This window comes from Mesorhizobium sp. RCAM 06353, assembly GCF_059683585.1.
In genome coordinates, this window is the sequence record NZ_CM185031.1 from 2,779,102 (window position 1) to 2,791,836 (window position 12,735).

Here is a 12,735-nt window from a genome sequence, read left to right on the forward strand (position 1 = left end):
CAACTGTTATTGAACTTTCATGCCGCCAAAGCAATCGGCCGCCGCCAGCGCGGATATGCTGAATTCAGCGGGGAATTGAACCGGTTGCAGGCAAAACAAATCAGGTGAAGCCGATGCCGTGCTGCGACTCAGGGCTTCGGATCGGCCTTCAGATAGGCGATGACATTGGCGATGTCGTCGTCATTGGTCAGGCCGCCAAAAGCCATTTTGTTGCCGGGAACCTTGAGCTTGGGAGCCCTGAGATATTCGGCGAGATTTGCCTCGTCCCAGACGAGACCGTTCGCCCCGGCACCCTTCATTGCCTCTGAATAATGGCCAAGGAAGCTCTCGGCTGTACCCGCGGTGCGGCCGACGACACCCAGCAGATGCGGGCCGACCTTGTCGCGGTCGCTGGCCGCTTCATGGCAGGCGATACAGCGGTTGAAGACGTGCTTGCCCTGCACGGGATCGCCGCCGGCGTGGGCGGCAATGGGGGTGGCAAGGAGGAGAAGGGCGGCTGAGGAAACGGCTCGAAGCATGGCTGACCCCGGAGAGCTCTGGCTGACGGCCTTATAGGACCGAGCCCTTAACAAACGCTGCATCGTGGCGGATTGGCAAGGCCCGCCCAATCTCCTGCGATCGGAAGATGGATCTCAGGCCTGCTGCGCCAGGTCGCGGCGCAGGAAATCATGCAGCCGATCGACCGCCGGCGTCGTCGAAAGCGGGTTGCGCAAAATGCCGATTTCGAGATCCGGCAGCGCGGGAAGCCCTTCATTTCCACCGACGATGCGCAGCGATGGCGGCACGCTGCGTTGAGCTAGACCCGCGACCGCAAGCCCGGCCTGCACGACCGCGATCAGGCCAAGCAGCGAGGCACTGGAATAGGTGCAGCGGTAGGATCGGTCGGCTTCGCCAAGCGCCTGCAGGACATTCATCCTGGCGGCGCAGCCGGGTTCGAACAGTGCGACGGGCAAGGGATCGGTCTGCCAGGCGACATGGTTTGGCGAGGCGACCCAGACGAAGCGTTCGAGCCGGATCACCTCGAGCGCCTGCTCCGGCAAGCGGGTGACGATCGCCAGATCGAGCCGCCCTTCCGCCAGGGTTTTCACCAGGGCGGTCGATTGTTCGCAGATCAGTTCCACCGTCACCAGCGGATGATCCTCGGCAAAGCGTGACAGGACCGGCGGCAACAGGAAGGCCGCATAGTCGTCCGGTACGCCAAGGCGCACGCTGCCCGTTTCCTTCGGCCGCGTGACGCTCGCCCAGGCCTCATCCGACAGCTTCAGCAGCCGGCGCGCATAGATGAGAAAGTCCTCGCCGGTGGCATTGGGGGTAACCGTTCTCGGTCCCCGCACCAGAAGCTGGTTGCCGACCATCTCTTCCAGCCGCTGCATCTGCATGCTGACCGCCGACTGGCTGCGGCCGACCCGCGGTGCCGCATTGGACAGGCTGCCGCTTTCGACAACGGCGACGAAGGTTTTCAGCAGATTGAGGTCAAGCGGAGCGGCCATGGTGCTATCAGCATATCGAATAGCTAGGTCCAAATCTATTCGCTTGTTTGAAACCCATCCTGCTGGCCAGATGGATCTCGCCCGTCCGAGGCATGGTCCCGAGGGATTTTAGATGAAGGACCTACCAACTTCCCGTTTTCCGGCCGCGAGCCTGGCCTTCGCGATGACGATCGCCGGCACGGTTGGCGCCTTCGTTACGGAAGCGGGGCTTCACCCCGTGACGATCGTGTTCTGGCGCTGCGTCTTCGGCGCCTTGTTCCTCGGCGCCTGGTGCTTTCTACGCGGCTATCTGCCAGACCGCACCCTGTCCCCGACCCGCCTCGCGCTGGCAGCACTTGCTGGCGCCTGCATGGTGCTGAGCTGGACGGCCTTCTTCGCCGGCTTCGCCATGACGTCGATCGCCACGACGACGATCGTCTATCACGTCCAGCCGTTCTTCGTGGTGATCATCGGCGTGGTCTTCCTCAAGGAGCGCATCTCGCTCGACCAGATCCTGTGGATGCTGGGTGCGTTCCTTGGCGTCGTGCTGGCCAGCGGGCTGGTGGTTTCGCATGCGCAGGCCAGCACGGCATGGGCGCTGGGCATCGCGCTGACGCTGGTCGCCGCGCTGCTCTATGCGGTGACGACGATCCTCGCCAAGGGCCTGGGCCAGCAGCGCGCGGAGGTGACCGTGCTTTGCCAGACGATCGTTGGCATTGTCATGCTCGCGCCTTTCGCCGGGATCGGCCAGCCTATTCCCGCGCATTCATGGGGTTGGCTGGTCAGCATCGGTGTGCTGCACACCGGCATTGCCTATGTGCTGATGAACTCGGCCTTTCCGCGCCTGACGACGCCGGTGATCGGCATCATCACCTTCATCTATCCGGTCGTTGCCATTGTCATCGACTGGGCGGTCTACGGCCATCCGCTCGGGCCGGCACAAGCCGCCGGCATGGTGCTGATCGCCATGGCGACGCTTGGTGTCCGGCTGGGCTGGCGGTTTCCGCTATGGCGTGTCTCGGCCGCCTGACGCGGATCGCGGGTCAGGATTTCATGAAGCCGATGAAATCGTCGGGCGCGGCGCGGCCCATTTCTTCTTCCCAGTGACGGCGGCAGAGCGAGACATAGACATCCTTGCCGATCGCCACCTGTTCGCCCTGGCGGGCCACCTTGCCGTCGGCGCCAAGGCGCACGACCATCGTCGCCTTGCGGCCGCAGCGGCAGATGGTGCGCACCTCGCGCAGATCGTCGGCGATCGCCAGCAGCGCGCGCGAACCGGAAAACAGCTTGCCCTGGAAATCGGTGCGCAGTCCGTAGCACATGACCGGGATGTTCAGCCGGTCGGCGATGCGGGCCAATTGCCAGACCTGCTCCTCCTCGAGGAACTGCGCCTCGTCGACGAAGACGCAATGCACCGTCGTATGATCGTGATGCTCGGCGACGCGGGCGAACAAATCGTCGCCGTCGCGGAACATCTCGGCCTCGGTCTCAAGTCCGATGCGCGACGAGATCAGGCCGCTGTCGCCCTTGCGGTAGTGGCCTGCAACGAACAGCATCGTCGTCATGCCGCGCTCGCGATAATTGTACGAGGCCTGCAGCAGCATCGTCGTCTTGCCGGCATTCATCGTTGCGTAGTGGAAGTAGAGCTTGGCCATGCCGCTCTTTTAAGCCGACTTGCCTCGGCACTGGGAGGGGCTGCCGCCGCATTCCCCCGAAAAAGCAGGAACGCCCGTGAAAAAACCGACTGGCACAACAAAAGCGTCAACCGTGTCGCTGATTGGCCAGTCCGCGCCGTTGATCGTGATTGCCTTGACGCTTGAATCCACACCAGAATGGTGTTTGGCTGACGAAACAAGGCGGGCAGAGAAACCGTAACTACGCTTCGCCAAAGAATCACAATGGGAGACTAACAATGTCGCGTATGAATTCCTTCGCCGCCGGCCTCGGCCTGGCGGCTTTGTTGTCCACGAGCGCCGCTTTTGCCGGCGATGCGGAAAGCTGCAAGACCGTGCGTCTTTCCGATGTCGGCTGGACCGACATCCAGGCGACCACCGGGGTTGCCTCGGTGCTGCTCACCGCGCTCGGCTACGAGCCGAAGGTGATCCAGCTGTCGGTGCCGGTGACCATGGCTTCGCTGAAGAACAAGGACCTTGACGTCTTCCTCGGCAACTGGATGCCGTCGATGACCAACGACATCAAGGACTACACCGCCGACGGCTCGGTCGAGACCATCAGCACCAACCTGACCGGCGCCGGCTACGGCATCGTCGTGCCGACCTACGTCGCGGATGCCGGCGTCAAGTCGCTGACCGACCTTGGCAAGTTCAAGGACAAGTTCAACGGCAAGATCTACGGCATCGAGGCCGGCAATGACGGCAACCGCATCATCCTCGACATGATCAAGAATCCCGCCGACAAGCTCGACGGCTTTGAGCTGGTCGAATCCTCCGAGGCCGGCATGCTGACCCAGGCCGAGCAGTCGATGAAGAACAATGAGTGGATTGCCTTCCTCGGCTGGACGCCGCATCCGGTGATGGGCGCCATGAAGATCACCTATCTCGACGGCATGGGCGACAGCGGCTTCGGCGCCGCCACCGTGTTCACCAACGTGCGCAAGGGCTACACCACCGAATGCCCGAATGCCGGCAAGCTGATCGCCAATTTGAAGTTCAATCTGGACATGGAAGGCCAGATGATGGACGCGATCCTCAAGGGCGGCGATGCCACCACGGTGGCGACCGACTGGCTGAAGAAAAATCCGGGTGCGGTTGCCCCCTGGATCGCCGGCGTGACCACCTTTGACGGTGGCGACGCGGCAGCGGCCGTCAAGACCGCGCTCGGAAGCTGAGCCGACTGAATTCGGCAAAGCCGAACCAGGAAGGGCAGCCATCTTAGAAAAGGCTGCCCTTTTTCATATCCTGTGACAAGATGACGTTGCGCGAGCCGAGAGCAGGGCGGCTCCTGGACGAAGAGGGGTGAAATGGATCCGATTTCGCAATTCATGGTCGATCACAAGATCCCGATAGGGGCCTGGGGAAAGGCGTTCTTCGGCTTCCTGACCGACAATTTCGACACCATCTTCAGGGCCTTCTCCAATGGCCTCAATTTCCTCCTCGACGGGCTGGTCAACATCCTGCTGATGGTGCCGCCGGTGCTGCTGGCGCTGGTCATCGCCATCGTCGCCTGGCTGCTGCAACGCTCGCGGCCGCTGGCCATCGGCGTCTTCCTCGGGCTGATCTTCATCATCAACCAGAACCTCTGGAAGCAGACGGTGCAGACCCTGGTGCTGGTCGTCGCCGCCGCCGCCATGGCCATGGCCATCGGCGTGCCGCTCGGTATCTGGGCGGCGCACAAGCCGAAGGTTTACCGGATCATGCTGCCGGTGCTCGATTTGATGCAGACGCTGCCGACCTTCGTCTACCTGATCCCGGTGCTGACGCTGTTCGGACTGGGCAACGCGCCCGGCCTGATCGTCACCATCATCTTCGTCATTCCGACCGCGGTCAGGCTCACCCATCTCGGCGTCGTTTCGGTGCCGAAGTCGATCGTCGAGGCCGGCGAGGCGTTCGGCGCCACCAAGAGCCAATTGCTGTGGAAAGTCGAACTGCCCTCGGCTTTGCCGACCATCATGGCGGGCCTGACGCAGTCGATCATGCTGTCGCTGTCGATGGTGGTGTTTGCGGCCCTCATCGGCGCCGGCGGCCTCGGCACGGAAATCAACCGCGCACTTGGTTCGCGCCGCATCGATCTTGGGCTTGAGGCGGGCCTCGCCATCGTCGTGCTCGCCATCGTGCTCGACCGGATGACCCGCATTGCCGTTGGAGGCAAGAAATGACCGTCGCCGTTGATTTCAGGAATGTCGATATCGTCTTCGGCGCCGATCAGGCTGGATCGCTGGCGATGATCGACAAGGGTGCGACGCGCGCCGAAATTCTCGAGAAGACCGGCAATGTGCTGGGCTGTGCAGGCGCCAGCCTGACCGTCAACGAGGGCGAGATTTCGGTGCTGATGGGCCTGTCGGGTTCGGGCAAGTCGACGCTGCTTCGAGCCGTCAACCGGCTGAACGTGGTGTCGCGTGGCCGGTGCTGGTCAAGGACGGCGACAAGACCGTCGACGTCGTCACCTGCGACGAGGCGACCTTGCGGCGGCTGCGGCAGAAGCAGGTGGCGATGGTGTTCCAGCAGTTCGGCCTGCTGCCGTGGCGCACGGTGGAGGAGAATGTCGGCCTCGGCCTCGAACTCGCCGGCGTGCCGGACGCCGAACGCAAGGAGCGCGTTCACAAGCAGCTCAAGCTGGTCAATCTCGACCAGTGGGCGAAGAAATACGCGCACGAGCTGTCGGGCGGCATGCAGCAGCGCGTTGGCCTTGCCCGCGCCTTCGCCACCGAGGCGCCGATTCTGTTGATGGACGAGCCGTTCTCGGCGCTCGATCCGCTGATCCGCACCAAGCTGCAGGATGAATTGCTGCAGCTGCAGGCGGAACTGAAGAAGACCATCATCTTCGTCAGCCATGACCTTGAGGAAGCGCTGAAGATCGGCAGCCACATCACCATCATGGAGGGCGGGCGTATCGTCCAGACCGGCGCGCCGGAAGACATCGTGCTGCGCCCCGCCAACGACTATGTCCGCGACTTCATCGCCAATGTGAACCCGCTCTCGGTGCTGACGGCCTGGAACGTGATGCGCGACCGCCGCGACCTCGATCATGGCGACAATGGCTGGGTGTGGCTCGACCGGCGCAAGACGACGCGCTTCAAGATCGACGAGCACGGCCTGGTGGCGGCGGCCGAACGCGACGGCAAGCCGGCGGTGTGGGTCTCCTGCGCCGATGTCGAGTCCCAGTCGGAGGAAGCAGCGCAAGTGTTCTGGGCCAATCCGGGCACCTCGCTGAAAACCGTGATGCTCGCCATGCACCGCTCACAGACCGCGCCCGTGGCGCTGTTCGACGACCAGTCGCGCTTCGTCGGCGCTATCGGCATCCGCGATGTGCTGAGCGCGGTGCTGAGAAGGTAAAGCGGTTCAGGCCGCCAGCGGCAGGCGTAGCTCCGTCAGCAATCCCCCATCCGGATGGTTGGACAGCCTGATCTCACCACCGGCGGCGCGCGCGATATTGCGGGCGATGGTGAGGCCGAGGCCGAGGCCGCCGGTCTGGCGGTTGCGGGACTGTTCGAGGCGCACGAAGGAGCCAAAGACGGCATCGATCTGGGCCTGCGGTATGCCCGGCCCTTCGTCGCGGATGGTCAGCGTGATGGTGCCGTCTGAGCGGTGCAGGCTGAGATGCGCCTTCTTGCCGTAGGTGACCGCGTTCTGCACCAGATTGGTGACGCAGCGTTTGAGCGCCACCGGCCGCGCGATGCAGATCAGGCCGCGAGAACGGGTATCGTCATTGTCGAACGAGACCTCCGGATAGGGGTCGGCAATCGATTCCACGAGCGACCAGAAGTCGATGCGCTCGGTCTTTTCCTCGTTCACCTCGAAAGTGGCGAAGTCGATCACGGAACTGGCGATGCTCTCGACATCAGCAAGATCGTGCGCCAGTGCCTCGCGAACCGCTGATTTACGCAACAGTTCGAGCCGCAGCCGCATGCGCGTCATCGGCGTGCGCAAATCATGCGCGAGCGCGGCGGCAAGATGCTCGCGGTCCTCGACATATTCGCGCAGCCTCGCCTGCATGGCGTTGATTGCTCTCGCGGCAGCACGCACCTCGCGGCTGCCCGACTCGGCGATCGGCGGGCTCTTCAAATCCTTGCCGATCCGGTTCACGGCGGTTTCCATCATCCGGTAGGGCGCGGTCAGCCGGCGCAGCGACCAGATCGACATGATCACCACCAGGCCGGCAATGAGTGAATAGAGCGGCAGGCTGTCGAAGCTCAGGATCGGGCCGACGGGCGTGACCGGCTCGGTGAAGTTCAGCCACTGGCCGTCGGCAAAGCGCAGCGAGGCGGTCAGCTTGTCGCTCTCGGCGAAATCGGCGGCGAGCACCAGAAGGTCGCGTTCGACCTGGCCGACATCGGGACCGGCCACGGTGCCGCTGGCGTCGTCGGCCTCGCGCGTCGCCGGATCGCGCCGCACGCGCGCATCGGTGACGCCGAATTTCGACAGCCGGCCAACGAGGATGTCCTCGAGTTCGGCCAACTCGTCGTCGCCGGCTATCGAGGAGGTGACGGCGGGCGTGTCCGAGACGGTGAGGGCGTAGGTTGCGTTGAATAGGCCCGCCGCGGTTGCCTTGCGCTCCTCGGGCGTGGCGCCGCTCATCAGCTGCACCAGCGAGAAGGCGCGGTCGTTCAGGCGGTAGAGGTCGACCACATCGTTGGCGGCGGCGCGGTCGCGCGACACGATGTAGAGGGTCGCGACCTGGCTGATCAAAAGGCCTGATATGACGATCAGCAGCACCCAGACAGGCAAGGTCTGCGGCAGGAGACGTCTCATTCGGAGGTTGTCTCGGGCAGGAACTGGTAGCCGCCGCTGCGCACCGTCAGGATCAGTTTCGGCGTTTTCGGGTCATCTTCCATCTTGCGCCGCAGCCGGCTGACCAGGATGTCGATGCTGCGGTCGAAGGAATAGTCGCTGTCGCCGCCGGAGAGTTCGATCAGCTGGTCGCGGGTCAGCACGCGCTGGGCGCTCTTGACGAAGGTCTGCAGCAGGTTGAACTCGGCCATGGTCAGCTCGACCCTGACATCGTCGGGCGCCGTCAGCCGGCGCCGCGAACAGTCCATCGTCCAGCCGGCGAAATGGTAGATCTGCTTGGTGGTGGCGCGCTTCGGCTCGGCGGCACCATTGCGCCGCAGCACGGCGCGGATGCGTGCCAGGAGTTCGCGCGGATCGAAGGGTTTGGGCACATAGTCGTCGGCGCCCATCTCCAGGCCGACCACGCGGTCGGTGGTCTCGGTAACAGCGGTCAGCATGATGATCGGCGTCGTATATAGGGCGCGCAGGTCGCGGCACAATTCCAGCCCGCTCTTGCCGGGCAGCATCACGTCGAGCACGATGAGATCCACCTGTGCGCGGCGCAGTATGGCCTCCATCTCGATGCCGTCGGCGGCAACCGAAGTGTGCAGGCCCCGCTTCTGGAAGAACTCCTGAAGCAGGTCGCGGATGCCCTTGTCGTCATCGACGATCAGTATGTGTGCGTCGGATTTCACGAGGTGCCCTGTTTGGTTGCCGGCCAAGTCATCCTGGCTGGTGAGCCACACGATAGAATTCGGGCCATATGTTGGCCAGTGCCTTGCATTTCAAGGGAGAATGAATTCCGCCTTCTCCACATGGAAAGCTATGGCCACTTCGCTGCGCTCCGGCCAGACACAATCCAGAAACAAAATTCTACAATCGGGAAAAACTCCTGAAAAGGTAGGGCGGCATAACGGTGCCGTGGCGGTCAGGTTATCGGCTGCGACGCTAATCTCCGGGTTCACGGAAAAACCGATGCCAAGCTTGTCGATCAGTCTGTTGGGTGCGTTGCTGGGCCTTGGCCTGGTCACTGCCGCTGTCGGCCAGTCGGACGCAAAGGCGCCGCTCACCCGGAGCGAACGGTGCGCCAATCTCAGCCACCAATTTGATGAAGCCCTCGAAACCCACGCCACGGCAACGCAGGTCACCGCGGCAAAGGCACTTCAGAGAAAGGGCAACCGGTACTGCGCCGCCAAGAAACAGGCACAGGGCATCCGGATGCTCGCCAACGCTTTGAAGCTGCTTGGAGTGACACCGAACGACCCGGTCCAGTGACACTCAACATCGACCCGCATAAAAAGGAAATGAAGCCATGAAAAAGTCCATCCTGTCCGCCACCGGTCTCGCCGTTGCTCTGGCTTTCGCGATGCCCGCTCTCGGCAACGCCGCTGCCACCACGACCGCTGCTCCGGCTGCTTCGACCACGACGACCACCACCGCTCCGGCTGCTGACGCCACCGCCAAGCCCCCGGTGAAGAAGGTCTCCAAGAAGGTCAAGCACAAGAAGGCTCCTGCCAAGAAGCCGGTGAAGAAGACCACGGACAAGGCTGCTCCGAAGGCCTGATCCAGGTCCGACGACACTTTCCTATCAAGGCCGTCCCAGCCGCAACTGGCTGGGGCGGCCTTCTGCCAGGCACCCGATCGAGCGGCTGAACACCGGCGGCTCACAGCCAGCCACCTCGATCTGACTTAACCCGTTTTCAACGCCGGCCGTGTAGGACAATCCGCATGAAGAAGCGGCTTTCGTCCATTTTGCGTTCCATGGTGATTGGCGGCCTCGTGGCCACCGGTGTCGCCAGGGGGCTGATTCTGCTCACCGCCAGCCCCGTACCCGACCCGGCCAGTGGCCGCACCGAACCGTCGCTGTTCGCGCCGATAATTTCCAGCAACTGGGACTACATTACGCCCGTCCAGGCGTGGCTGCTGATCGTGCTCCTTGCCGTGACGCTGGTCTGCGTTGCCGGATGGCCGATCGCGGCGTGGTTGGAACGCCGGGCGGATGCCGCCGCGCATCACCGCGTCTTCGGCCGTCAGGGCCGTTGAACCGCACCCGACAATTCCCCACATGATTGTGAATGACCGGGCTGCCCCGCCGGTGGTCCGCACGCCAATCAAAATGGACGATCGCTGCCGCCCGTGGCAAAATGGGCGGTGAAGCCCCGATCGCGAAACTGTCGGTTCCGATGCCTGAAAACACCACAAAGCCGCGTACGAAGGTTGAGCCGAAGACCGAGCGGCCAAAGCTCTACAAGGTCATCCTCATCAATGACGATTTCACGCCGCGCGAATTCGTGGTGACGGTGCTGAAGGGCGAGTTCAAGCTCAGCGAGGACCAGGCGCACCGCGTCATGATCACCGCGCACCGGCTCGGCGTCTGCGTGGTCGCGGTGTTCACCAGGGATGTCGCCGAAACCAAGGCAACGCGGGCCACCGATGCCGGCAAGGCCAAGGGCTATCCGCTGCTGTTCACGACGGAGCCGGAGGAGTGAGGAGTGGTCGCCCGCAGGGCGATCAATCGACAACGATTTGTCGATTGAAGCGACGAACGCCCGGAGCCATAGCGGAGGGCAGGGGCCGGTTCGCCGCGGTTGGATAACAGATAGCATAGGAGCCGGCCCTTCGCAGGCTCAGGGCGTTCGAAGCTCGAAAAGCCAAGCAATTGGCTTTTCGTTCTCACCCCCTCATCCGCCCTTCGGGCACCTTCTCCCCGTGAACGGGGAGAAGGAAAACGGCGCCGCGCTACCGTCCCTCGCGGTACCACATCGAGCCCATCGCCAGCAGCAGCAGGCCGAGGCCGAGGAAGCCGCCGAACAGCGGCACGCGCGAGACGGCCTTGAGCACACTGTCGTCGGTGGTGCGCAGGCCGATCCAGTCGCTGCCCGACGCTTCGCCGGCCGAGCGCACCGGCACGATGGAGGGCAAGGTCACGTCGCTGCCGAGGGCCGAGGATGAGGCCAGGCGGCGCACGCTGCCGCCGGTGGCCTCAGCCGGCGCTCTCAGCCGGTTCTCGGTGGAGACGACGTCGGCGAATTCCGGCGCGTTGACTGGTCCGACATGGGCGAGGGCGGTGAGATCGCCATTGGCGACCTGGAAGAGGCCGATCTCATTGGTCTGGACGCTGCCAAGGAAGACGCCGGGCTCGGATTTGTCGAGCTTGACGGTCACCGTCTTGCCGGAGGGCGTGATGATCTGCGCCGGTCCGGGATCGTCGGCCATGGTCTGGCGGCGGATCTCCAGCACCATGCCGCGCCCCTCGGCGGTCAGCCGCTCTTCCTCGAGCTCGGGCTCCTTCATCAGCCAATGGGCGATGCGCCGGTAGAGCTGCACATGCGGCCCGCCGCCCTCGAAGCCGCGCGCCCACAGCCAGCCCTGGTCGGACAGAAGCATGCCGACGCGGCCTTCGCCCTTGCGGTCGAGCAGCAGCAGGGGCCGGTTGTCGGCACCCTTCATCACCACTTCGCCTTGCGGATTCTGCACGCCGATGGTGCGGAACCAGCGGCTCCAGTGCGGCGGCTCGGTGGCCGAACCATCGAGGCCGCGCGTCACCGGATGACGCTGGCCGAGTTCGGTGAGCCGCGGATAGAACGCCTTTTCGACCACCTCGCCGGTCGGCATCGCCGGCAGGGCCGACATCAGTGGCGTGCGCGCGATCGAAGCCTCGCCGGCATATTCCGGGCCGGCGGCGATCAGCAGAGCGCCGCCCTTTTCGACATATTCGGAGATGTAGTCGTAATAGAGGATCGGCAGCACGTCACGGTGCTGGTAGCGATCGAAGATGATGAGGTCGAAGTCCTTGATCTTCTCGACGAACAGCTCGCGGGTCGGAAAGGCGATCAGCGACAATTCGTTGATCGGCGTGCCGTCCTGCTTTTCCGGCGGCCGCAGAATGGTGAAATGGACGAGATCGACCGAGGCGTCGGATTTCAAGAGATTGCGCCAGGTGCGCTCGCCCGCATGCGGCTCGCCCGAAACGAGCAGCACGCGCAGATTCTCGCGGATGCCGTCGACCAGCGCGATGGCGCGGTTGTTGGTGTCGGTCAGTTCGCCCGGTTCGCGGTCGATGGCGAGTTCGATGATGTTGCGGCCGGCCCCCGGGATGGTCACCTGCAACGGCATGGGCTGGCCGACGGTGGCATGCTCGACCGAGACCTGCTCGCCATTGACCGAGACGCGTACATCGACCGGGCCGGTCTCGTTTTCCGTCGAAATGACGCGATAGCTCATGTCGAGCGGCTTGCCGACGATGCCGAAACGCGGCGCGTTCTCGAAGCGGATGCGGCGGTCCTTTTCGTGGTCATTGCCGGTGATCAAAGCGTGCAGCGGGGCGTTGAAGTCGGGCGCGCCCGGGGGCGCGTCATGCACCTCACCATCGGTGATCATGATGGCGCCGCCGATGCGCGACGGCGGCACGTCACGGAAGGCGCCTTCCAGCGCGCCGAACAGCCGCGTTTCGGTCCGCTCCTCGGCGGCATCGGACTTGCCGGCCTCGACGACGCGCACGTCGAACTGCTTGAAGCGGCCAAGACGCTGCTGCAGCCCGGCCACCGCCTCATCGGTCTGCCTGGTGCGGTCGCCGATGTCCTGGCTCTGGCTGCGGTCAACGATGAGCGCGACGATACTCTTCAGCGGCTCGCGCTCCTCATTGAGGAACACCGGGTTGAACAAAGCGGCGGCGAGCGCGAGCAGGGCGACGAAGCGCAGCACACCGCCGCGCTGGCGAAACCACAGGCCGATAAGGGCAAGCAGCGCCAGCGGCACCAGCACCAAAGCCAGCAATGGCCAGGAGATCAGCGGTTCGAAGGAGATCGACCAGTTCATGT

13 protein-coding genes and 1 pseudogene are annotated in these 12,735 nt (G+C 63.9%); 8 read left to right on the top strand and 6 right to left on the bottom strand.

The features are described from left to right. Positions 1–128: 128 nt before the first annotated feature. Positions 129–518 carry a c-type cytochrome gene (locus AC56QX_RS13120; RefSeq protein WP_497116426.1) on the bottom strand — a complete coding sequence of 130 codons (390 nt, stop codon included), beginning with the start codon at positions 516–518 and terminating at the stop codon, positions 129–131. A 114-nt stretch (positions 519–632) separates the two neighbouring features. Next, complete coding sequence (locus AC56QX_RS13125; protein ID WP_497116428.1) at positions 633–1,490, bottom strand: LysR substrate-binding domain-containing protein; 858 nt, start codon at positions 1,488–1,490, stop codon at positions 633–635. Positions 1,491–1,602: 112 nt separating this feature from the next. Here AC56QX_RS13125 and AC56QX_RS13130 point away from each other — a divergent pair, with 112 nt between their 5' ends. Next, the gene (locus AC56QX_RS13130; protein WP_497116430.1) at positions 1,603–2,499 is read left to right on the top strand and encodes a DMT family transporter; all 897 of its coding nucleotides are present in this window, start codon (positions 1,603–1,605) and stop codon (positions 2,497–2,499) included. A gap of 13 nt (positions 2,500–2,512) precedes the next feature. Here the strand turns inward: AC56QX_RS13130 and AC56QX_RS13135 are convergent, their stop codons facing one another. Continuing rightward, complete coding sequence (locus AC56QX_RS13135; RefSeq protein ID WP_027044004.1) at positions 2,513–3,124, bottom strand: thymidine kinase; 612 nt, start codon at positions 3,122–3,124, stop codon at positions 2,513–2,515. A 257-nt stretch (positions 3,125–3,381) separates the two neighbouring features. Between AC56QX_RS13135 and AC56QX_RS13140 the strand changes: the two genes are divergently transcribed. The 3 genes and pseudogenes from AC56QX_RS13140 (at position 3,382) to choV (ending at position 6,481) form a co-directional block, all read left to right on the top strand. Further along, positions 3,382–4,317: a choline ABC transporter substrate-binding protein gene (locus AC56QX_RS13140; RefSeq protein ID WP_497116432.1), complete on the top strand. Its 936-nt coding sequence runs from the start codon at positions 3,382–3,384 to the stop codon at positions 4,315–4,317. Positions 4,318–4,449: 132 nt separating this feature from the next. After that, positions 4,450–5,304 carry a choline ABC transporter permease subunit gene (choW, locus tag AC56QX_RS13145; protein WP_497116434.1) on the top strand — a complete coding sequence of 285 codons (855 nt, stop codon included), beginning with the start codon at positions 4,450–4,452 and terminating at the stop codon, positions 5,302–5,304. Next, positions 5,301–6,481: pseudogene (choV, locus tag AC56QX_RS13150) on the top strand (choline ABC transporter ATP-binding protein). The gene choW and the pseudogene choV overlap by 4 nt, the downstream one beginning before the upstream one ends. Before the next feature lie 6 nt (positions 6,482–6,487). Here the strand turns inward: choV and AC56QX_RS13155 are convergent. Together AC56QX_RS13155 and AC56QX_RS13160 are read right to left on the bottom strand one after the other, a co-directional pair. Further along, positions 6,488–7,897, bottom strand: a complete 1,410-nt coding sequence (locus AC56QX_RS13155) for an ATP-binding protein (protein WP_497116436.1) — start codon at positions 7,895–7,897, stop codon at positions 6,488–6,490. Next, the gene (locus AC56QX_RS13160) at positions 7,894–8,610 is read right to left on the bottom strand and encodes a response regulator (protein ID WP_497116438.1); all 717 of its coding nucleotides are present in this window, start codon (positions 8,608–8,610) and stop codon (positions 7,894–7,896) included. Before AC56QX_RS13160 ends, AC56QX_RS13155 begins: the two co-directional genes overlap by 4 nt. Before the next feature lie 280 nt (positions 8,611–8,890). Between AC56QX_RS13160 and AC56QX_RS13165 the strand changes: the two genes are divergently transcribed. The 4 genes from AC56QX_RS13165 (at position 8,891) to clpS (ending at position 10,404) form a co-directional block, all read left to right on the top strand. After that, entirely contained in the window at positions 8,891–9,190 is a 300-nt protein-coding gene (locus AC56QX_RS13165; RefSeq protein WP_019860700.1) for a hypothetical protein, read from the top strand. A gap of 37 nt (positions 9,191–9,227) precedes the next feature. Further along, on the top strand, positions 9,228–9,479 hold the full coding sequence (locus tag AC56QX_RS13170) for a hypothetical protein (RefSeq protein WP_497116440.1): 252 nt from the start codon (positions 9,228–9,230) through the stop codon (positions 9,477–9,479). A gap of 164 nt (positions 9,480–9,643) precedes the next feature. Beyond that, positions 9,644–9,958, top strand: a complete 315-nt coding sequence (locus tag AC56QX_RS13175; protein WP_497116442.1) for a hypothetical protein — start codon at positions 9,644–9,646, stop codon at positions 9,956–9,958. Between the two features lie 140 nt (positions 9,959–10,098). Further along, positions 10,099–10,404 carry an ATP-dependent Clp protease adapter ClpS gene (clpS, locus tag AC56QX_RS13180; protein WP_172234679.1) on the top strand — a complete coding sequence of 102 codons (306 nt, stop codon included), beginning with the start codon at positions 10,099–10,101 and terminating at the stop codon, positions 10,402–10,404. 250 nt (positions 10,405–10,654) lie between these two features. Here clpS and AC56QX_RS13185 read toward each other — a convergent pair whose 3' ends face one another. Then, positions 10,655–12,733, bottom strand: coding sequence for a hypothetical protein (locus AC56QX_RS13185; RefSeq protein WP_497116444.1), 2,079 nt, complete (start codon positions 12,731–12,733; stop codon positions 10,655–10,657). Between the last annotated feature and the right edge of the window lie 2 nt (positions 12,734–12,735).